This window comes from Enterobacter sp. AC1 (genome assembly GCF_050434705.1).
Lineage (GTDB): Bacteria > Pseudomonadota > Gammaproteobacteria > Enterobacterales > Enterobacteriaceae > Enterobacter > Enterobacter cloacae_L.
In genome coordinates this window covers 192,545-212,737 of sequence record NZ_JBNDIZ010000006.1, presented here as the reverse complement: position 1 = coordinate 212,737, position 20,193 = coordinate 192,545, and the positions used below count along the sequence as shown (strand labels likewise).

18 protein-coding genes and 2 tRNA genes are annotated in these 20,193 nt (G+C 53.5%); 15 read left to right on the top strand and 5 right to left on the bottom strand.

Annotated elements, in window-relative coordinates; translation table 11 throughout:
- Positions 1-4: 4 nt before the first annotated feature.
- On the top strand, positions 5-1,180 hold the full coding sequence (gene cgtA, locus M2433_RS17720; RefSeq protein WP_429055800.1) for an Obg family GTPase CgtA: 1,176 nt from the start codon (positions 5-7) through the stop codon (positions 1,178-1,180).
- Between the two features lie 34 nt (positions 1,181-1,214).
- Here the strand turns inward: cgtA and pmrB are convergent, their stop codons facing one another.
- From pmrB to dacB, 3 genes are read right to left on the bottom strand one after another with little or no spacing between them, the layout of a single operon-like run.
- Positions 1,215-2,258: a two-component system sensor histidine kinase PmrB gene (gene pmrB / locus M2433_RS17715; RefSeq protein ID WP_429055802.1), complete on the bottom strand. Its 1,044-nt coding sequence runs from the start codon at positions 2,256-2,258 to the stop codon at positions 1,215-1,217.
- Positions 2,255-2,917 (bottom strand): two-component system response regulator PmrA, encoded by a 663-nt coding sequence (gene pmrA, locus M2433_RS17710; RefSeq protein ID WP_047347708.1) that lies wholly within the window; start codon positions 2,915-2,917, stop codon positions 2,255-2,257. Before pmrA ends, pmrB begins: the two co-directional genes overlap by 4 nt.
- Before the next feature lie 2 nt (positions 2,918-2,919).
- A complete protein-coding gene (dacB, locus tag M2433_RS17705; protein ID WP_429055804.1) occupies positions 2,920-4,353 on the bottom strand; it encodes a serine-type D-Ala-D-Ala carboxypeptidase in 1,434 nt (477 codons plus the stop codon).
- Positions 4,354-4,580: 227 nt separating this feature from the next.
- Between dacB and greA the strand changes: the two genes are divergently transcribed.
- On the top strand, positions 4,581-5,057 hold the full coding sequence (greA, locus tag M2433_RS17700) for a transcription elongation factor GreA (protein WP_047347710.1): 477 nt from the start codon (positions 4,581-4,583) through the stop codon (positions 5,055-5,057).
- 151 nt (positions 5,058-5,208) lie between these two features.
- Here greA and yhbY read toward each other — a convergent pair whose 3' ends face one another.
- Positions 5,209-5,502 (bottom strand): ribosome assembly RNA-binding protein YhbY, encoded by a 294-nt coding sequence (gene yhbY, locus M2433_RS17695; RefSeq protein WP_003861814.1) that lies wholly within the window; start codon positions 5,500-5,502, stop codon positions 5,209-5,211.
- Between the two features lie 127 nt (positions 5,503-5,629).
- Here yhbY and rlmE point away from each other — a divergent pair, with 127 nt between their 5' ends.
- The 6 genes from rlmE (at position 5,630) to M2433_RS17665 (ending at position 11,222) form a co-directional block, all read left to right on the top strand.
- Complete coding sequence (gene rlmE, locus M2433_RS17690; RefSeq protein ID WP_010436004.1) at positions 5,630-6,256, top strand: 23S rRNA (uridine(2552)-2'-O)-methyltransferase RlmE; 627 nt, start codon at positions 5,630-5,632, stop codon at positions 6,254-6,256.
- Between the two features lie 102 nt (positions 6,257-6,358).
- The gene (ftsH, locus tag M2433_RS17685) at positions 6,359-8,293 is read left to right on the top strand and encodes an ATP-dependent zinc metalloprotease FtsH (protein ID WP_010436002.1); all 1,935 of its coding nucleotides are present in this window, start codon (positions 6,359-6,361) and stop codon (positions 8,291-8,293) included.
- Positions 8,294-8,391: 98 nt separating this feature from the next.
- The gene (gene folP / locus M2433_RS17680; RefSeq protein WP_047347711.1) at positions 8,392-9,240 is read left to right on the top strand and encodes a dihydropteroate synthase; all 849 of its coding nucleotides are present in this window, start codon (positions 8,392-8,394) and stop codon (positions 9,238-9,240) included.
- Positions 9,233-10,570 (top strand): phosphoglucosamine mutase, encoded by a 1,338-nt coding sequence (gene glmM / locus M2433_RS17675; protein ID WP_429055807.1) that lies wholly within the window; start codon positions 9,233-9,235, stop codon positions 10,568-10,570. The genes folP and glmM overlap by 8 nt, the downstream gene beginning before the upstream one ends.
- Before the next feature lie 223 nt (positions 10,571-10,793).
- Positions 10,794-11,126 (top strand): preprotein translocase subunit SecG, encoded by a 333-nt coding sequence (gene secG, locus M2433_RS17670; protein ID WP_023333590.1) that lies wholly within the window; start codon positions 10,794-10,796, stop codon positions 11,124-11,126.
- Positions 11,127-11,135: 9 nt separating this feature from the next.
- Positions 11,136-11,222: transfer RNA gene (locus M2433_RS17665), tRNA-Leu, on the top strand.
- A gap of 178 nt (positions 11,223-11,400) precedes the next feature.
- Here the strand turns inward: M2433_RS17665 and argG are convergent.
- The gene (gene argG / locus M2433_RS17660; RefSeq protein WP_429055809.1) at positions 11,401-12,747 is read right to left on the bottom strand and encodes an argininosuccinate synthase; all 1,347 of its coding nucleotides are present in this window, start codon (positions 12,745-12,747) and stop codon (positions 11,401-11,403) included.
- 287 nt (positions 12,748-13,034) lie between these two features.
- On the opposite strand from argG, the gene M2433_RS17655 reads away from it, so the two are divergent.
- From M2433_RS17655 to rpsO, 7 genes are all read left to right on the top strand, one after another.
- Positions 13,035-13,111 (top strand) — tRNA-Met (locus M2433_RS17655).
- Positions 13,112-13,318: 207 nt separating this feature from the next.
- Positions 13,319-13,771: a ribosome maturation factor RimP gene (rimP, locus tag M2433_RS17650; RefSeq protein ID WP_032639709.1), complete on the top strand. Its 453-nt coding sequence runs from the start codon at positions 13,319-13,321 to the stop codon at positions 13,769-13,771.
- A gap of 28 nt (positions 13,772-13,799) precedes the next feature.
- Positions 13,800-15,302 (top strand): transcription termination factor NusA, encoded by a 1,503-nt coding sequence (gene nusA, locus M2433_RS17645; RefSeq protein WP_029739628.1) that lies wholly within the window; start codon positions 13,800-13,802, stop codon positions 15,300-15,302.
- A gap of 24 nt (positions 15,303-15,326) precedes the next feature.
- Entirely contained in the window at positions 15,327-18,014 is a 2,688-nt protein-coding gene (gene infB, locus M2433_RS17640; protein WP_429055812.1) for a translation initiation factor IF-2, read from the top strand.
- Between the two features lie 212 nt (positions 18,015-18,226).
- Positions 18,227-18,631: a 30S ribosome-binding factor RbfA gene (gene rbfA / locus M2433_RS17635; RefSeq protein ID WP_003024988.1), complete on the top strand. Its 405-nt coding sequence runs from the start codon at positions 18,227-18,229 to the stop codon at positions 18,629-18,631.
- Positions 18,631-19,581, top strand: coding sequence for a tRNA pseudouridine(55) synthase TruB (truB, locus tag M2433_RS17630; RefSeq protein WP_429055813.1), 951 nt, complete (start codon positions 18,631-18,633; stop codon positions 19,579-19,581). The genes rbfA and truB overlap by 1 nt, the downstream gene beginning before the upstream one ends.
- A 154-nt stretch (positions 19,582-19,735) precedes the next feature.
- Positions 19,736-20,005, top strand: coding sequence for a 30S ribosomal protein S15 (gene rpsO / locus M2433_RS17625; protein WP_003861789.1), 270 nt, complete (start codon positions 19,736-19,738; stop codon positions 20,003-20,005).
- Positions 20,006-20,193: the final 188 nt, after the last annotated feature.

The following is a 20,193-nucleotide window of genomic DNA, read 5'->3' as shown; positions in this document are numbered from 1 at the left end:
TAAAATGAAGTTTGTTGATGAAGCGACGATCCTGGTCGTGGCTGGTGATGGCGGCAACGGTTGCGTGAGCTTCCGCCGTGAAAAATATATCCCACGTGGCGGTCCTGACGGCGGCGACGGCGGGGATGGTGGTGACGTGTGGCTGGAGGCGGATGAGAACCTCAACACGCTGATCGACTACCGTTTCGAGAAATCCTTCCGCGCTGAACGTGGCCAGAACGGCCAGAGCCGTGACTGTACCGGGAAACGTGGAAAAGACGTCACCATTAAGGTTCCGGTCGGTACGCGTGTGATTGACCAGGGAACCGGTGAAACCATGGGTGACATGACCAAACACGGTCAGCGCCTGATGGTTGCGAAAGGCGGCTGGCACGGTCTGGGTAACAGCCGTTTCAAGTCCTCCGTTAACCGTACGCCGCGTCAGAAAACGATGGGTACGCCGGGCGATAAGCGCGATCTGCAGCTGGAGCTGATGCTTCTGGCAGATGTGGGCATGTTGGGTATGCCAAACGCCGGTAAATCGACGTTTATTCGCGCCGTCTCTGCGGCGAAACCAAAAGTGGCGGACTATCCGTTTACCACCCTGGTACCAAGCCTGGGCGTGGTCCGTATGGATAACGAGAAGAGCTTTGTGGTTGCCGATATCCCGGGCCTGATTGAAGGTGCGGCCGAAGGGGCCGGACTGGGTATTCGCTTCCTGAAACACCTTGAGCGTTGCCGTGTACTGCTTCACCTCATCGATATCGATCCTATCGACGGTTCCGATCCGGTTGAAAATGCCCGCATCATTATCGGAGAGCTGGAAAAATACAGCGAAAAACTGGCGACTAAACCACGCTGGCTGGTCTTCAACAAGATCGACCTGATGGATAAAGCCGAAGCGGAAGCGAAAGCCAAAGCGATTGCAGAAGCGATGGGTTGGGAAGATAAATACTACCTGATCTCTGCGGCAAGCCAGGTTGGCGTGAAAGATCTGTGCTGGGATGTGATGACCTTTATCATCGAAAACCCAATTGTTCAGGCGGAAGAAGCTAAGCAGCCTGAAAAAGTCGAATTCATGTGGGATGACTACCACCGCCAGCAGCTCGAAGAGCTGGAAGCGGAAGAAGATGATGAAGACTGGGACGATGACTGGGATGAAGACGACGAAGAAGGCGTCGAGTTCATCTACAAGCACTAATATCTGTCCAAAGCCCCCATTATGGGGGCTTTTTTTATTCCAGCGTTGAGGGTAACCAGCAGCTGGCGATTAAGCCGCCCTCAGCGCCATTTTCAAGCGTCAGCTTGCCGCGGTGGAGCTGCACGATGCGCTGCACGATGCTCAGGCCCAGACCACTGCCACCGTAGCGCTGGTCAAGTCGACGGAATGGCTCCGTAATTGACTGTCGGTGAGCTTCATCAATACCGGGTCCCTGATCGATAACGCTGACCTGAGTACCACCTTCGACTTCGTTTAATGTCACTTCAATCGTTGTCCCTGACGGGCTGTATCGTCCGGCATTCTCCAGCAGGTTGCGCAGCATCAGACGCAGAAGCACTGCGTCTCCCTGAACCGTGAGCGCGCTCCTGGCGGGCCATATTACCGTATGTTCTTTGGCTTCATGCTCAAGACCAAGCGGCATAAGGATATTGTCCGTCCAGTTAACGGTATCGTAGTGGCCGCTGGCCATTGCCTGTCCGGCCCGGGCCAGCATCAGCAATTGTTCAACGGTATGCATGAGCTGATCGATGCGGCTGATTAACGTCGCGGCCTGTGGCGCGCCAGACTGCGCCATGAGCTCCAGATGGAGCCGGATCCCGGCAAGGGGCGTTCGCAGTTCGTGTGCGGCGTCCGCGGTGAAGAGACGCTCCTGCTGAATGGTATTATCCAGCCTGGCGAGTAGCTGGTTGAGGGAAGTGGTGACCGCGCCAATTTCCTCCATGTCGGAATACATAGGGAGCGGGGTTAAGTTATCCGCCGAACGGTTAGCCAGGCTGGTACGCAGTTTATTCAGGGGCCGGGTTATCCAGGTGACTGCCCAGAATGAAAACAGCAGCGTGAAACCGACCATCACCAGAGAAGGAACCAGAAGAGAGGCAATCGCTTCGCGGATCTCTTTCTCGACATGGTTATTGCGGGCTTTGGCAGACAACGTTTCACTGACAAGGAAACCAATCTGCTCACGGCTTTCATGCCACAGCCAGATAACGCTTATCAACTGGAAAAATAACAGAATGACCGCCAGCAGCACCATCAGGCGCCGACGCATGCTGTTCATTTCTGGCTCTCCAGACGATAGCCAACGCCACGGACGGTTTTGATCCTGTCCTTGCCCAGCTTACGACGCAGGTTGTGAATATGGACTTCAAGGGTATTTGACCCCGGATCGTCCTGCCAGGAGTAGATATCCTGCTGGAGGGTTTCTCTGTGCACCGTTTGCCCGCTGCGCATGATCAGACGCGTAAGCAGGGCGAACTCTTTTGGGGTCACCTCAACCGGTTGGGCCTGGCGCAGTACCTGCTGGGTTTGCAGATTCAGCGTAATATCGCCGTCGGTGAGTAAGTTGTCACTGTGCCCCTGATAGCGGCGAATCAACGCGCGCACCCGGGCCTGCAGCTCCGCAAGTGCAAAAGGCTTCACCAGGTAATCATCAGCACCGGCATCAAGGCCGGTGATACGATCTTCAATGGCATCGCGTGCCGTCAGGATCAATACCGGGTTGGCGATACCACGACGTCGCCACTGGGTCAGGAGCGTGGCGCCGTCTTTGTCAGGCAAGCCCAAATCGAGGATCACCAGACTGTATTCGCCGCTCTGAATCAGGGCATCCGCCTCCGCCGCCGTGCTGGCACAGTCGAGGGCATACCCTTCATTGGCCAGACCCAGCGCCAGCCCTTCCTGCAATAACAGATCGTCTTCAACTATGAGTAGTTTCATCGCTAGTTATTCTGATAAATGTCCTTATAGAGCCTGCTTTCGAAGCGAACAAGCGGAATACGGCGATTGCGCTGGTCGGTCGGTTCGACGGCATAGCCGGAAAGATACTGCACGAATGCCATGCGTTGTCCGCTGGCGGTAGTGATGAAGCCTGCAAGGTTGTAAACCCCCTGCAGTGAACCGGTTTTGGCGGATACTTTGCCATCCACACCGGCAGCGTGAAGCCCGGCGCGGTACTGCAACGAACCGTCATGACCAGCCAGTGGCAGCATTGAAATAAAGTTTAGCTCAGTGTCATGCTGTGCAATGTACTGTAGCACTTGCATCATTGTGGCCGGAGAGATCAAATTATGACGCGATAATCCGGAGCCATCGACGGCAATGGTATTACCCAGATCGATCCCTGCCTGCTGGCGCAGGATCTGACGAACCGCGTCTGAGCCCGCGCGCCAGGTTCCCGGCACGCCAAAACGCGCGTGACCAATCATGCGGAACACGGTGTCGGCAATCATGTTGTCCGACTTTTTCAGCATAATTCGCAGCAAATCGTGCAGCGGCGGAGACTGCTTGCTGGCGATGACCGTGCCGGGCTGGTTGAACTGCGTCTGACGAAGCAACGTGCCGGAGTAAGTTATTCCCGCTTGTTTCAGCTCATCTTTCAGAATAGCGCCCGCGTAGCTGGCACCGTCCTGTATCGCAAAGGCCAAGGGCAGCGGATCGGCACGCTGCGTCAGGCAGCCGGTGAGCGTGAAGCGGTTAAGATCGCCTGGCACCACATCCAGTTCGCAATACTGTGCATCCGGGGAGCCCTTGGCCAGCGTGCGGACCTGGCTAAACATCATGACCGGGTAGTAGGATGCTATGCGGATGAACGCTAAATCATCCGGCTTTGGCGCGCTGTAAAGCGAAACCGAGAAGCAGTTACGGTCAACAATCGCGGCGGCGGGTGGGGCGCTAAAGCATTGCGTCATATCGTTCCACGGCCAGCCAGGGGCTTTATCGTGGCTGGCAAAGATGGACGTATCTATCAGCACATTGCCATCAATCCTCTGCACGCCGGTTTTTTTCAGCACCGCAACCATATTGCGGATATCCTGGCGTTTAAAGGTCGGGTCACCGCCAAAGCGGGCGATAAGATCGCCTTTCAGTTCGCCACCCTCGACGTTACCTTTGGTCTCGAGTGTGGTGGTAAACCGGAAGTCAGGCCCAAGCTGAAGGAGGGCGGCAAGCGCAGTAATCACCTTCTGGGTACTGGCAGGCAGGGCCATCTGTTGACTATGGTAGTCAATCTCTGGCGTCTGCGCCCCGACCTTTTGCACCATCAAGGCAAGGTTGGCACCTGCGGGCAGTTGATTAATATACTCATCAACATTCGCGGCCTGAACGCTGAACGTTATACTGGTAGTCAATCCGATGATAAATCTGGAAAATCGCATAATCTCGCGCTAACAACCCGAAAACAAACCGTCATACTACGGTGCATAGCACTGCAAAGTAAACGATGACCCATAGTGAACTTCGCGGTAAAATGCATATCAAATTGAAAATTGCTGCTGACCTGGGGCGTTGCTCCCGGGTCGGTTTTCTTTTTGCTTCTGGCCTGCTCATGAGGGCCGGGGCAGGGAACACTGCTCCCAACAGGAATGTTTAAGAGGTATAACAAATGCAAGCTATTCCGATGACCTTACGTGGTGCCGAAAAACTGCGCGAAGAGCTGGATTTCCTGAAATCCGTTCGTCGTCCCGAAATCATCGCCGCTATCGCGGATGCGCGCGAGCATGGCGACCTGAAAGAGAACGCTGAATATCACGCCGCGCGTGAGCAGCAGGGCTTCTGTGAAGGGCGTATTAAAGATATCGAAGCAAAACTGTCCAATGCGCAGGTTATTGATATCACTAAGATGCCTAATAATGGCCGCGTGATTTTCGGTGCAACCGTTACCGTGCTTAACCTCGACAGCGACGAAGAGCAGACCTATCGCATCGTGGGTGATGATGAAGCAGACTTCAAACAGAACCTGATTTCGGTGAACTCACCGATCGCTCGCGGCCTGATTGGCAAAGAGCAGGATGATGTTGTCACCATCCGCACCCCAGGTGGTGAAGTGGAATATGAAATTATCAAGGTTGAATACCTGTAATTCGCCTCTCTGCTAAGATGTTGATACATTGTAAAGAAAAGAAAAAGGCCGCATAGCGGCCTTTTAACAACTCAAGGAGCATGGCATTTTGCTCACCTGCTGACAGAAATCCCTCGTTTAACACAGAAAATGTGTTTGATTCAGGATATCCTTAGCGTGGCAGCGAGATTTTGCGCTCTTTAGATGGGCGATAGAGCACCAGCGTTTTACCGATGACCTGTACATTACAGGCACCGGTTTCGCGCACGATGGCTTCCACGATCAGGTTTTTAGTGTCTCTGTCTTCAGAGGCGATTTTCACCTTGATCAGCTCGTGGTGTTCCAGCGCTTGTTCAATCTCGGCAAGCACCCCTTCGGTCAAACCATTGTTGCCAAGCATAACTACAGGCTTGAGCGGATGTGCCAGACCTTTAAGGTGCTGTTTTTGTTTAGTACTCAGATTCATCGTATATTTTTGCTTACGTTGGGATTGAAAACGGTTCATTCTACCGCCATCTCCCTAATATCGCCAAACAGCAGCGTAGAAATTTACGCCAAAGGTAAGCAACGATGAACCCGGACGGAAATGTTAAATGACAGGTAAAAAGCGTTCTGCCAGTTCCAGCCGCTGGCTTCAGGAACACTTTAGCGATAAATATGTTCTGCAGGCGCAGAAAAAGGGGTTACGTTCCCGCGCCTGGTTTAAACTTGATGAAATACAGCAAAGTGACAAACTTTTTAAGCCGGGGATGACGGTTGTCGACCTCGGTGCAGCACCTGGCGGATGGTCCCAGTATGCGGTAACGCAGATCGGCGGAGCGGGCCGAATCATCGCATGCGATCTTTTACCAATGGATCCCATCGTCGGTGTCGACTTCCTTCAGGGCGACTTTCGTGATGAATTAGTACTGAAAGCGTTACTTGAACGTGTGGGTGACAGTAAGGTTCAGGTTGTCATGTCTGATATGGCGCCAAATATGTGCGGAACACCGGCGGTGGATATCCCCCGCGGCATGTATCTGGTGGAGCTAGCGTTAGAAATGTGTCGTGATGTACTAGCGCCTGGTGGTAGTTTTGTTGTGAAGGTGTTTCAGGGCGAAGGTTTCGAGGAGTACCTTAAGGAAATTCGCTCCCTGTTTGCGAAGGTCAAAGTTCGTAAGCCGGACTCTTCCCGGGCCCGTTCCCGAGAAGTGTATATTGTAGCGACCGGGCGAAAGTGATAACCGGTGGATTTCAGGCGAAAGTTTGAATGAAACTGGATATAGAGTATCCTGACGCTGTTTTTAACACAGTTGTAATATGAGGTTAATCCCTTGAGTGACATGGCGAAAAACCTAATACTCTGGCTGGTCATTGCCGTTGTGCTGATGTCAGTATTCCAGAGCTTTGGGCCCAGCGAGTCGAATGGCCGCAAGGTGGATTATTCTACCTTCCTGCAGGAGGTCAATCAGGACCAGGTTCGCGAAGCGCGTATCAACGGACGTGAGATCAACGTTACCAAGAAAGATAGTAACCGTTACACGACTTACATCCCGGTGAACGATCCTAAGCTGCTTGATAACCTTCTGACCAAAAACGTCAAGGTGGTCGGCGAGCCGCCAGAAGAACCAAGCCTGCTGGCTTCTATCTTCATTTCCTGGTTCCCAATGCTGCTTCTTATCGGCGTCTGGATCTTCTTTATGCGTCAGATGCAGGGCGGCGGTGGCAAAGGTGCCATGTCGTTCGGTAAGAGCAAGGCGCGTATGCTGACGGAAGACCAGATCAAGACCACGTTCGCTGACGTCGCCGGGTGTGACGAAGCGAAAGAAGAGGTGGGAGAGCTGGTTGAATACCTGCGCGAACCGAGCCGTTTCCAGAAACTGGGCGGTAAGATCCCGAAAGGCGTGCTGATGGTTGGCCCTCCGGGTACCGGTAAAACCCTGCTGGCGAAAGCCATTGCGGGTGAAGCGAAGGTGCCGTTCTTTACTATTTCTGGTTCTGACTTCGTAGAAATGTTCGTGGGTGTCGGTGCATCTCGTGTGCGTGACATGTTCGAGCAGGCCAAGAAGGCAGCACCGTGCATTATCTTCATCGATGAAATCGACGCCGTAGGCCGCCAGCGTGGCGCAGGTCTGGGCGGTGGTCACGATGAACGCGAGCAGACGTTGAACCAGATGCTGGTTGAGATGGACGGCTTCGAAGGTAACGAAGGTATCATCGTTATCGCAGCAACTAACCGTCCGGACGTACTTGACCCCGCGCTGCTGCGTCCAGGCCGTTTCGACCGTCAGGTTGTGGTCGGTCTGCCGGATGTTCGCGGTCGTGAACAGATTCTGAAAGTCCATATGCGTCGCGTACCGCTGGCGCCAGATATCGACGCGGCAATCATTGCGCGTGGTACCCCGGGCTTCTCTGGTGCGGACCTGGCTAACCTGGTCAACGAAGCAGCACTGTTTGCCGCTCGCGGTAACAAGCGTGTCGTGTCGATGGTGGAGTTCGAGAAAGCGAAAGACAAGATCATGATGGGTGCGGAACGCCGCTCCATGGTGATGACGGAAGCGCAGAAAGAGTCCACGGCATACCACGAAGCAGGCCACGCGATTATCGGTCGTCTGGTGCCGGAACACGATCCGGTGCATAAAGTGACGATTATTCCTCGCGGTCGTGCACTGGGTGTCACCTTCTTCCTGCCTGAGGGCGACGCGATCAGCGCCAGCCGTCAGAAACTGGAAAGCCAGATTTCTACCCTCTACGGTGGTCGTCTGGCAGAAGAGATTATCTACGGTGTTGAACATGTTTCTACCGGTGCGTCCAACGACATTAAAGTTGCGACAAACCTGGCGCGTAACATGGTGACGCAGTGGGGCTTCTCCGACAAACTCGGTCCGCTGCTGTACGCAGAGGAAGAGGGCGAAGTCTTCCTGGGCCGTTCTGTGGCGAAAGCGAAACATATGTCCGATGAGACGGCACGTATCATCGATCAGGAAGTAAAATCTCTGGTTGAGCGTAACTATGCACGTGCTCGCCAGATCCTGAACGACAATATGGACATCCTGCATTCGATGAAAGATGCGCTCATGAAATATGAGACCATCGATGCACCGCAGATTGACGACCTGATGGCGCGCCGCGAAGTGCGTCCGCCAGCGGGCTGGGAAGATCCAGGCGCGTCCAATAATTCTGACAATAATGGCACCCCGCGTGCGCCGCGTCCGGTTGATGAACCGCGTACGCCAAACCCGGGCAACACCATGTCAGAACAGTTGGGCGATAAGTAAGTCACTGCTGTTGAAGCATTTGTCCGTACCTCAAACCCTGGAGCTTGCTCCGGGGTTTTTCATTTCTGTTTAACCATATAGATACCAGGGATTTCACCATGAAATTATTCGCCCAGGACTCGCATCTCGATCTTTCACATCCTCATGTGATGGGGATCCTGAATGTTACCCCTGATTCCTTCTCTGACGGCGGCACGCATAACACGCTTATTGAGGCGGTTAAGCACGCAAATTTAATGATTAATGCGGGTGCCACCATCATTGACGTTGGCGGCGAATCGACGCGTCCGGGGGCGGCGGACGTGTCCGTGGAAGAAGAGCTGGCACGCGTGGTGCCGGTGGTGGAAGCAATTGCACAACGCTTCGAAGTATGGATATCCGTAGACACTTCCAAACCTGAAGTGATCCGTGAAGTGGCGAGAGTGGGCGCTCACATTATCAATGATATTCGTTCACTCACCGAGCCGGGCGCGATTGAAGCGGCAGCGGAAACCGGGCTGCCCGTTTGTCTTATGCATATGCAGGGTCAGCCGAAAACGATGCAGGAAGCGCCGAAGTACGACGATGTCTTTGCCGACGTGAATCGCTTCTTTATTGAGCATATCGCGCGCTGCGAACGTGCAGGTATCCCAAAAGAGAAATTGCTGCTCGACCCGGGGTTCGGTTTCGGTAAAAATCTCTCACACAATTATGCGCTGCTTGCGCGCTTGTCGGAATTTCATCACTTTGACCTGCCGCTACTGGTGGGGATGTCGAGAAAGTCGATGATTGGTCAGTTACTGAATGTTGGGCCAGGTGAGCGCCTGAGCGGTAGTCTGGCCTGCGCGGTGATTGCGGCGATGCAGGGCGCACATATTATTCGTGTCCATGATGTCAAAGAAACAGTAGAAGCCATGCGTGTGGTGGAAGCCACACTGGCAGCGAAGGAAAACAAACGCTATGAGTAATCGTAAATATTTTGGTACCGATGGTATCCGTGGGCGTGTAGGCGATGCTCCAATCACCCCTGATTTTGTTTTGAAACTCGGCTGGGCTGCTGGCAAGGTACTGGCGCGTCATGGTTCCCGTAAGATCATTATCGGTAAAGATACCCGTATTTCAGGCTATATGCTGGAGTCTGCCCTGGAAGCCGGCCTGGCGGCGGCTGGGCTTTCTGCCTCCTTTACTGGCCCAATGCCAACGCCTGCGGTTGCATACCTGACCCGCACCTTCCGCGCGGAAGCGGGGATTGTCATCTCGGCTTCTCACAACCCGTTCTATGACAACGGCATCAAGTTCTTCTCCATCGATGGCACCAAGCTGCCGGACGAAGTGGAAGAAGCAATTGAAGCCGAAATGGAAAAAGAGATCACCTGTGTTGATTCCGCAGAGCTGGGTAAAGCGAACCGTATTGTCGATGCGGCGGGTCGTTATATCGAATTCTGTAAAGGCACTTTCCCAAATGAGCTGAGCCTGGCGCACCTTAAAATTGTGGTGGACTGTGCCAATGGCGCGACCTATCACATCGCCCCGAATGTCTTCCGCGAGCTGGGTGCGAAGGTCATTACCATTGGCTGTGAGCCGGATGGTCTGAACATTAACGAACAGGTCGGTGCGACTGACGTTCGTGCCCTGCAGGCGCGCGTTCTGGCTGAAAAAGCCGATCTGGGCATTGCGCTTGACGGCGACGGCGACCGCGTGATCATGGTCGACCACGAAGGCAATAAAGTCGACGGGGACCAGATCCTTTACATCATCGCGCGTGAAGGCCTGCGTCAGGGTCAGCTGCGCGGCGGTGCCGTCGGTACCCTGATGAGTAACATGGGCCTGGAGCTGGCGCTGAAACAGCTCGGTATTCCGTTTGTCCGCGCGAAAGTGGGTGACCGCTATGTGCTGGAAAAACTGCAGGAGAAGGGCTGGCGTATTGGTGCGGAAAACTCCGGTCACGTGATCCTGCTCGACAAGACCACCACCGGAGACGGCATCGTGGCCGCGCTGCAGGTGGTTGCCGCGATGGCGCGCAACCATATGAGCCTGCACGATCTCTGCAGCGGAATGAAAATGTTCCCACAGATCCTGGTGAACGTGCGCTTCACTGCCGGCAAAGGCGATCCGCTGGAAAATGAGAACGTGAAAGCGGTAATGGCTGACGTTGAAGCGGCGCTGGGCAGTCGTGGACGCGTGCTGCTGCGTAAGTCTGGCACCGAACCGCTGATCCGCGTCATGGTGGAAGGTGAGGACGAAGCGCAGGTTAATGAGTTTGCGCACCGTATTGCGGATGCTGTAAAAGCTGCATAATCTTGCACGCTAAATGTTTAAAAAGGCGGCTTTTGTCGCCTTTGTTTTAAGCAATTACTGGCTTTTTGCTGTTTTTTTCCGCAGTTGATACAATGCGTCAAAAATGCCCTTGCGAAGGTCATTCGCTTTGGTTAGTATTCACACCCGCTTCAGTGGGAAACAAAAATCCTGCTAATTGGTCGAAGCATTGGTATGCGGCAAATCCGCAAGGAACAGGTTGATTATGTACGAAGCTCTTTTAGTTATTTTCCTTATTGTAGCCATCGCTCTCGTAGCGCTGATTATGCTGCAGCAAGGTAAAGGCGCTGATATGGGAGCCTCCTTCGGAGCAGGCGCTTCCGGTACGCTGTTTGGTTCAAGTGGTTCTGCGAACTTCATGACCCGCACAACGGCGATTCTGGCTACGCTGTTCTTCATCATCAGCCTGGTGCTTGGCAATATCAACAGCAACAAAACCAGCAAAGGAAGCGAGTGGGAAAATCTGAGCGCGCCAGCAAAAACTGAGCAAACTCAGCCAGCTGCACCGGCTAAGCCGACCAGCGATATCCCGCACTAAGTATTCTGTACCGAGGTGGTGGAATTGGTAGACACGCTACCTTGAGGTGGTAGTGCCCTAACGGGCTTGTGGGTTCGAGTCCCATCCTCGGTACCAATATTCCAGAAGAAAGACGTCGAAAGACGTCTTTTTTTTCGTCTGTACTTTTTGTTGTTCGTAGGCCCGGTCAGCGCAGCGCCACCGGGCAAAATGGCGGGTGGCGCTGCGCTGACCCGCCCTACAAAAGGCCACAAAAAAGGCGTCCAGTGGACGCCTTTTACATTCACATCAGCGATTACTTCTTATCGCTGTGCTCCAGGTTTTCAACCTGCGGCAGGCCGTTACCTGAGTTTGCGGAGAGCAGGCCATTCTCAACATAGTTGAACAGCTTCTCACGGGTATCGGTGATATCCAGGTTACGCATGGTCAGCTGCCCAATACGATCGTCCGGCGAGAACACGGATTCACCTTTCTCCATGGTCAGACGCTCTGCTTTATAGGTCAGGTTGTCAGACACGGTATTCAGGATGGAGTAGTCGTTACCGCGACGCAGCTCCAGGGTAACTTCACCGGTGATCGCACTTGCTACCCAACGCTGCAGCGCATCACGCAGCATCAGCGCCTGTGGATCGAACCAGCGGCCCTGATACAGCAGTTTACCCAACTGGCGGCCATGAGAGTGATACTGCTCAATGGTGTCTTCGTTGTGAATACCAGTCAGCAGACGCTCGTAAGCGATGTGCAGCAGCGCCATTCCCGGGGCTTCATAGATGCCACGGCTCTTCGCTTCGATGATACGGTTTTCAATCTGATCGCTCATGCCCAGACCGTGACGACCGCCAATATGGTTAGCTTCCAGCATCAGCTCAACGTCATCAGAGAAGGTTTTACCGTTCAGCGCAACCGGATGGCCGCGTTCAAAACGTACGGTCACTTCTTCGGCCTGGATTTTGACATTCTCGTCCCAGAACTTCACGCCCATGATTGGGTTCACGATCTTCACGCTGGAGTTCAGGAACTCCAGGTCTTTCGCTTCGTGCGTCGCACCCAGCATATTGGAGTCGGTGGAGTAGGCTTTCTCAACGGACATCTTATAGTCAAAACCGCAGGCGATCATAAACTCGGACATCTCATGACGACCACCCAGCTCGTCGATGAAGTCGGTATCCAGCCACGGTTTGTAGATCTGCAGTTCGGCGTTGGTCAGCAGGCCATAACGATAGAAGCGTTCGATATCGTTACCTTTATAGGTACTGCCGTCGCCCCAGATGTTCACGCCGTCTTCTTTCATGGCGGCAACCAGCATGGTGCCGGTGACTGCACGGCCCAGCGGAGTGGTGTTGAAATAGGTCAGGCCGCCGGTGGTGTTATGGAACGCACCACACTGAATAGCCGCGATACCTTCAGCGACCAGTTGTTTACGGCAGTCAATCAGGCGCGCGTTCTCTGCACCATACTCTTTAGCGCGACGAGGAATAGCATCATAGTCTTCCTCGTCCGGTTGACCCAGGTTCGCAGTATATGCATACGGAACCGCTCCCTTCTGGCGCATCCACAGCAGTGCAGCGCTGGTATCCAGGCCGCCTGAGAAAGCGATGCCAATACGTTGTCCTACAGGAAGATGCTTGAGAATCGTCGTCATAGAATAAAACCCTGCTTGATTGACTGATTAGAGACCGCTTTCGCTCTCTTGTGCATTTTTATGCAAAATAAGTGAGTATTCATTTAATCATCTTTTGGCGAAGACCGGAAGAGACTCATGCGTTTTTTGTAAAAATTTTGGTCTGATTGAGCTGGCGGAAGTCGCCTTGACAGGTGGGGTCAACTATCAATATACTAAACGCCGATTTTACGTCCCGTCTTCGGTACCAAATCCCAGCATTATTTGCAAATTCTGTCCAAAACGCGTAGAATTTGCCACGTTTCAGGCGCGGGGTGGAGCAGCCTGGTAGCTCGTCGGGCTCATAACCCGAAGGTCGTCGGTTCAAATCCGGCCCCCGCAACCACTTTCCCATAAAGTTCTTTTTCAAATATACTGTGAAGACTTAGAGCCTTCGTAGCTGGATTTGAAAAAATTCTTTCGGAGAGTGCTCCAGGCCACGGTTGTGGCTATAGGGTTCAGTTATCTAAAGCCCCGATTTATCGGGGTTTTTTGTTATCTGACTACAGAATAACTGGGCTTTACGCCCTTTTTTTATGTCTTGGGGGTGGGCTTGTCCACATTAGAGCAAAAATTAACAGAGATGATTACTGCACCGGTCGAAGCACTGGGCTACGAACTGGTCGGCATCGAATTCGTTCGCGGCCGTACATCGACGCTGCGCATCTATATTGATAGTGAAGATGGCATCAATGTTGATGATTGTGCTGATGTTAGCCACCAGGTGAGTGCGGTTCTTGATGTTGAAGACCCAATTACCGTTGCGTACAACCTGGAAGTTTCCTCACCTGGCCTCGATCGCCCGATGTTCACGGCCGAGCACTATGTGCGCTTTACCGGTGAAGAAGTGGCTCTCGTTCTGCGTATGGCCGTACAGAACCGCCGTAAATGGCAGGGAATTATCAAAGCCGTTGATGGTGAAATGATCACGGTGACAGTCGACGGCAAAGATGAAGTGTTCGCGCTGAGTAATATCCAGAAGGCGAACCTGGTTCCCCACTTTTAACAGTCTGGATTGAGGTGAAAAGCCCGCGATGAACAAAGAAATTTTGGCTGTTGTTGAAGCCGTCTCCAACGAGAAATCACTGCCGCGTGAGAAGATTTTCGAAGCGCTGGAAAGTGCACTGGCTACAGCAACCAAGAAAAAATACGAACAAGAGATCGATGTTCGCGTAGAAATCGATCGTAAAAGCGGTGACTTCGATACATTCCGTCGTTGGGTAATCGTTGAAGAAGTGACCCAGCCGACCAAAGAGATCACGCTGGAAGCGGCACGTTTTGAAGACGAAAGTCTGAACGTGGGTGAATACGTTGAAGATCAGATTGAATCTGTTACGTTTGACCGTATCACCACCCAGACCGCTAAACAGGTTATCGTGCAGAAAGTTCGCGAAGCCGAGCGCGCGCTGGTTGTCGATCAGTTCCGCGATCAGGAAGGCGAGATCATCACTGGCGTGGTGAAGAAGGTTAACCGCGACAATATCTCCCTGGAGATCAAATCCGAAGGGTTGCCGGGTAACGCTGAAGCCGTCATCCTGCGTGAAGATATGCTGCCGCGTGAAAACTTCCGTCCAGGCGACCGTATCCGCGGTGTTCTGTACGCTGTGCGTCCAGAAGCGCGCGGTGCGCAGCTGTTCGTGACCCGTTCTAAACCAGAAATGCTGGTAGAACTGTTCCGAATTGAAGTACCGGAAATCGGCGAAGAAGTTATCGAGATTAAAGCGGCGGCTCGCGATCCGGGCTCCCGTGCGAAAATTGCGGTGAAAACCAACGACAAGCGTATCGACCCGGTCGGTGCTTGCGTCGGTATGCGCGGTGCGCGCGTTCAGGCAGTCTCCACTGAACTGGGCGGCGAACGTATTGATATCGTTCTGTGGGATGATAACCCGGCGCAGTTCGTGATTAACGCAATGGCTCCAGCTGACGTGGCGTCTATCGTTGTTGACGAAGACAAACACACCATGGATATCGCTGTTGAAGCGGGCAACCTGGCGCAGGCAATCGGCCGTAACGGTCAGAACGTGCGCCTGGCATCGCAGCTGAGCGGCTGGGAACTCAACGTCATGACCGTTGATGACCTGCAGGCTAAGCATCAGGCTGAAGCCCATGCGGCGATCGATACCTTCACTAAATACCTGGATATTGACGAAGATTTCGCCACTGTTCTGGTTGAAGAAGGTTTCTCTACGCTGGAAGAACTGGCCTATGTGCCAATGAAAGAGCTGCTGGAAATTGACGGCCTGGATGAACCAACCGTTGAAGCCCTGCGTGAACGCGCTAAAAACGCACTGACCACCCTGGCACTGGCTCAGGAAGAAAGCCTTGGCGATAAGAAGCCGGCTGATGACCTGCTGAATCTGGAAGGTCTTGATCGTGCGATTGCGTTCAAGCTGGCTGCCCGTGGTGTTTGTACGCTGGAAGATCTCGCTGAGCAAGGCGTTGATGACCTGGCTGATATCGAAGGTTTAACCGACGAGAAAGCCGGCGAGCTCATCATGGCCGCACGTAATATTTGCTGGTTCGGCGACGAAGCGTAATAAACTGTAGCAGGAAGGAACAGCATGACTGATGTAACTGTAAAATCGCTGGCTGCTGAGATTCAGACCTCCGTGGACCGCCTGGTACAGCAATTTGCTGATGCAGGGATCCCGAAGTCCGCTGATGACTCGGTGACCGCGCAAGAAAAACAAACCTTGTTAACGCACCTGAACCGCGAACACGGTTCTACGCCTGACAAGTTAACGCTGCAGCGCAAAACGCGTAGCACGTTAAACATCCCTGGTACCGGTGGCAAAAGCAAATCGGTACAAATTGAAGTCCGCAAGACGCGCACCTTTGTAAAACGTGATCCGCAAGAGGCAGAACGCCTTGCCGCGGAAGAGCAGGCACAGCGTGAAGCGGAAGAACAAGCTCAGCGTGAGGCGGAAGCAACCGCCAAACGTGAAGCAGAATTAAAAGCTGAACGTGAGGCCGCAGAAAAAGCGAAACGCGACGCAAGTGATAAAGCGAAGCGTGACGCTGCGGAAAAAGACAAAGTGAGCAATCAACAGACAGACGAAATGACAAAAACCGCCCAGGCTGAAAAAGCCCGCCGTGAAAATGAAGCTGCCGAGCTGAAGCGTAAAGCGGAAGAAGAAGCCCGCCGTAAGCTTGAAGAAGAAGCTCGTCGTGTGGCTGAAGAAGCGCGCCGTATGGCAGAAGAAAACGAGAAGAATGGTGTGAATACCGCTGAACCGACTGAAGATACCAGCGATTATCACGTGACCACTTCTCAGCACGCGCGTCAGGCTGAAGATGACAACGACCGTGAAGTTGAAGGTGGTCGCGGTCGTACTCGCAGTACTAAAGCTGCGCGCCCTGCGAAAAAAGGCAATAAGCACGCTGAATCCAAAGCTGATCGTGAAGAAGCACGCGCAGCCGTTCGCGGTGGTAAAGGCGGTAAGCGTAAAGGTTCCGCTCTGCAGCAGGGCTTCCAGAAGCCAGCTCAGGCCGTTAACCGTGACGTTGTGATTGGCGAAACCATCACCGTTGGCGATCTGGCGAACAAGATGGCCGTAAAAGGCTCTCAGGTCATCAAAGCGATGATGAAGCTGGGCGCCATGGCAACCATCAACCAGGTCATCGACCAGGAAACCGCGCAGCTGGTTGCTGAAGAGATGGGCCACAAAGTTATCCTGCGTCGTGAAAACGAGCTGGAAGAAGCAGTAATGAGCGACCGTGACACTGGTGCTGCGGCTGAACCGCGTGCACCGGTTGTGACCATCATGGGTCACGTTGACCACGGTAAAACCTCTCTGCTCGACTACATTCGTTCGACGAAGGTTGCCTCTGGTGAAGCGGGTGGTATTACCCAGCACATCGGTGCTTACCACGTTGAGACAGAAAACGGCATGATCACCTTCCTGGATACCCCAGGCCACGCAGCGTTTACCTCAATGCGTGCTCGTGGTGCTCAGGCTACGGATATCGTTGTACTGGTTGTTGCAGCAGACGACGGCGTGATGCCGCAGACCATCGAAGCTATTCAGCACGCGAAAGCGGCGCAGGTGCCTCTGGTTGTTGCAGTCAACAAAATCGATAAGCCAGAAGCCGATATGGACCGCGTGAAGAACGAACTGTCCCAATACGGCGTTATGCCGGAAGAGTGGGGCGGTGAAGCGCAGTTCATCCCAGTATCTGCTAAAGCGGGTACCGGTATTGACGACCTGCTGAACGCTATCCTGCTGCAGGCTGAAGTTCTGGAGCTGAAAGCGATTCGTAACGGTATGGCGAGCGGCGCGGTGATCGAATCCTTCCTGGATAAAGGTCGTGGTCCGGTTGCTACTGTTCTGGTTCGTGAAGGTACGCTGAACAAGGGCGACATCGTTCTGTGTGGCTTCGAATACGGCCGCGTTCGTGCGATGCGTAACGAACTGGGTCAGGAAGTGCTGGAAGCGGGTCCGTCCATTCCAGTTGAAATCCTGGGTCTGTCCGGTGTTCCGGCTGCCGGTGACGAAGTGACCGTTGTGCGTGACGAGAAGAAAGCGCGTGAAGTTGCACTGTATCGTCAGGGTAAATTCCGTGAAGTTAAACTGGCTCGTCAGCAGAAATCTAAACTCGAGAACATGTTCGCGAACATGACCGAGGGCGAAGTTCACGAAGTGAACGTTGTTCTGAAAGCTGACGTTCAGGGTTCTGTGGAAGCGATCTCCGACTCCTTGCTGAAACTGTCTACCGACGAAGTGAAAGTGAAGATCATCGGTTCTGGCGTAGGTGGTATCACCGAAACCGACGCAACCCTGGCTGCTGCATCCAACGCGATCCTGGTTGGCTTCAACGTTCGTGCTGACGCCTCTGCGCGTAAAGTTATCGACGCTGAGAGTCTGGATCTGCGTTACTACTCCGTCATCTATAACCTGATTGACGAAGTGAAAGCAGCAATGAGCGGCATGCTGTCGCCAGAGCTGAAACAGCAGATCATCGGTCTGGCTGAAGTGCGTGACGTGTTCAAATCACCGAAATTCGGTGCGATCGCGGGCTGTATGGTTACCGAAGGTACCATCAAACGTCACAACCCAATCCGCGTCCTGCGTGACAACGTGGTTATCTACGAAGGTGAGCTGGAATCTCTGCGCCGCTTCAAAGATGACGTTAACGAAGTTCGTAACGGCATGGAATGTGGTATCGGCGTGAAGAACTACAACGACGTTCGCGTTGGCGATATGATCGAAGTGTTCGAGATCATCGAAATTCAGCGTACCATCGCTTAATCTTCGTCGGCTTTTGGGCCGCCACTGCGTTGGCTGCGCTCGTTCACCCCGGTCACATAGTTATCTATGCTCCCGGGGATTCACGAGCTTGCCGCCTTGTTGCAACCCAAAATCCTTAGAAGATTAACTAGCGTAGGCCGGGTAAGCGAAGCGCCACCCGGCAATAATTTCAAAAAGGGGCTTTAGCCCCTTTTTTGTCTGGAGAATTTATTATGGCGAAAGAATTTGGTCGCCCACAGCGCGTAGCGCAGGAAATGCAGAAAGAGATCGCACTCATTCTGCAACGTGAAATTAAAGACCCACGCGTTGGCATGATGACCACCGTTTCCGGTGTGGAAATGTCCCGTGATCTGGCCTATGCCAAAGTGTTCGTCACCTTCCTGAACGATCAGGACGAAGCCGCAGTGAAAAACGGCATTAAAGCGCTGCAGGAAGCTTCTGGTTTCATCCGCTCTCTGCTCGGCAAAGCGATGCGCCTGCGTATCGTGCCTGAACTGACCTTCTTCTACGACAACTCGCTGGTCGAAGGTATGCGCATGTCCAACCTGGTGACCAGCGTGGTTAAACATGACGACGAGCGTCGTGTTAACCCGGCGGACGACAGCAAGGAGGACTAATGAGTCGTCCTCGTCGTCGTGGTCGCGACGTGCATGGTGTGCTGCTGCTGGATAAACCCCAGGGCGCTTCCAGCAACGACGTGCTGCAAAAAGTTAAGCGTATTTATAACGCCAACCGTGCGGGCCACACTGGCGCGCTCGATCCGCTGGCAACCGGTATGCTGCCGGTCTGTCTGGGAGAGGCAACAAAGTTTTCCCAGTACCTGCTCGACTCCGATAAGCGTTATCGCGTCATCGCGAAACTGGGCCAGCGCACGGATACCTCCGATGCGGATGGCCAGGTGGTGGAAGAGCGACCGGTGACGTTCAGCGCTGAACAGCTTGATGCTGCGCTGGAGAGCTTCCGCGGGGACACGATGCAGGTACCGTCGATGTATTCGGCGCTGAAATATCAGGGAAAAAAACTCTACGAATATGCGCGTCAGGGCATTGACGTCCCGCGTGAAGCCCGTCCGATAACCGTGTATGAGCTGCTCTTTATTCGCCACGAAGATGACGAGCTGGAGCTGGAAGTACACTGTTCTAAAGGGACGTATATTCGCACCATTATCGACGACCTCGGGGAAAAGCTGGGCTGCGGCGCGCATGTGATTTACCTGCGCCGACTGGCGGTGAGCAAGTACCCGGTAGAGCGGATGGTGACCCTGGAACAGCTGCGCGAGCTGGTTGAACAGGCGGAATCGCAGGGGATTGCATCGGCAGATTTGCTCGATCCGCTGCTGATGCCGATGGACAGTCCGGCAGCAGACTTCCCGGTCGTTAATCTTCCTTTAACATCGTCCGTTTACTTTAAGAACGGCAATCCGGTTCGTACGGCGCAAGCGCCGCTGGAAGGGCTGGTCCGCGTTACCGAGGGTGACGAAGGCAAGTTCATCGGGATGGGCGAAATGGATGGCGAAGGGCGCGTTGCGCCGCGTCGTCTGGTCGTCGAATATCCGGTCGAAGCGTGACGGCGATAACGGCTCACCTTGCGATAAGCAGGGGAGACGAGTAGAATATCGCCGCTTAACGCCTGGTAAATTGTTTAACAATCTGCGGGGCGTACATTGGATTGCTGAATTAGAGATCGGCATCCTTACATTCTTTATACTTTGGAGTTTGAAAATGTCTCTAAGCGTTGAAGCTAAAGCTAAAATCGTTTCTGAGTTTGGTCGTGGTACTAACGACAGCGGTTCTACCGAAGTTCAGGTTGCACTGCTGACTGCACAGATTAACCACCTGCAGGGTCACTTTGCAGAGCACAAAAAAGATCACCACAGCCGTCGTGGTCTGCTGCGTATGGTTTCTCAGCGTCGTAAACTGCTCGACTACCTGAAACGTAAAGATGTTGCACGCTACACCGCGCTGATCGAGCGTCTGGGCCTGCGTCGCTAAGTCTTGCGAGTTTCAGAAAAGGGGGCCTGATGGCCCCTTTTTTCAACCAGACGGCAGCAATTCACTGGAAACTATTGTATTGTTGCTATAAATGATCTTCATTGCAGAGGTTCGCGCGGCTAATGAGAGGCTTCACCCATGGGGGTGTTGGTTGTCATTAGTCGCGAGGATGCGAAGAAGGTCGGGTT

What these genes read in the sequence shown, in the direction of transcription:
- folP (WP_047347711.1), top strand. Translation starts at nt 8,392, where the DNA reads ATGAAATTATTCGCCCAGGACTCGCATCTCGATCTTTCACATCCTCAT.
- truB (WP_429055813.1), top strand. Translation starts at nt 18,631, where the DNA reads ATGAGTCGTCCTCGTCGTCGTGGTCGCGACGTGCATGGTGTGCTGCTG.
- rbfA (WP_003024988.1), top strand. Translation starts at nt 18,227, where the DNA reads ATGGCGAAAGAATTTGGTCGCCCACAGCGCGTAGCGCAGGAAATGCAG.
- rlmE (WP_010436004.1), top strand. Translation starts at nt 5,630, where the DNA reads ATGACAGGTAAAAAGCGTTCTGCCAGTTCCAGCCGCTGGCTTCAGGAA.
- rpsO (WP_003861789.1), top strand. Translation starts at nt 19,736, where the DNA reads ATGTCTCTAAGCGTTGAAGCTAAAGCTAAAATCGTTTCTGAGTTTGGT.
- glmM (WP_429055807.1), top strand. Translation starts at nt 9,233, where the DNA reads ATGAGTAATCGTAAATATTTTGGTACCGATGGTATCCGTGGGCGTGTA.
- dacB (WP_429055804.1), bottom strand. Translation starts at nt 4,353, where the DNA reads ATGCGATTTTCCAGATTTATCATCGGATTGACTACCAGTATAACGTTC.
- infB (WP_429055812.1), top strand. Translation starts at nt 15,327, where the DNA reads ATGACTGATGTAACTGTAAAATCGCTGGCTGCTGAGATTCAGACCTCC.
- pmrA (WP_047347708.1), bottom strand. Translation starts at nt 2,917, where the DNA reads ATGAAACTACTCATAGTTGAAGACGATCTGTTATTGCAGGAAGGGCTG.
- argG (WP_429055809.1), bottom strand. Translation starts at nt 12,747, where the DNA reads ATGACGACGATTCTCAAGCATCTTCCTGTAGGACAACGTATTGGCATC.
- cgtA (WP_429055800.1), top strand. Translation starts at nt 5, where the DNA reads ATGAAGTTTGTTGATGAAGCGACGATCCTGGTCGTGGCTGGTGATGGC.
- secG (WP_023333590.1), top strand. Translation starts at nt 10,794, where the DNA reads ATGTACGAAGCTCTTTTAGTTATTTTCCTTATTGTAGCCATCGCTCTC.
- pmrB (WP_429055802.1), bottom strand. Translation starts at nt 2,258, where the DNA reads ATGAACAGCATGCGTCGGCGCCTGATGGTGCTGCTGGCGGTCATTCTG.
- ftsH (WP_010436002.1), top strand. Translation starts at nt 6,359, where the DNA reads ATGGCGAAAAACCTAATACTCTGGCTGGTCATTGCCGTTGTGCTGATG.
- nusA (WP_029739628.1), top strand. Translation starts at nt 13,800, where the DNA reads ATGAACAAAGAAATTTTGGCTGTTGTTGAAGCCGTCTCCAACGAGAAA.
- yhbY (WP_003861814.1), bottom strand. Translation starts at nt 5,502, where the DNA reads ATGAATCTGAGTACTAAACAAAAACAGCACCTTAAAGGTCTGGCACAT.
- greA (WP_047347710.1), top strand. Translation starts at nt 4,581, where the DNA reads ATGCAAGCTATTCCGATGACCTTACGTGGTGCCGAAAAACTGCGCGAA.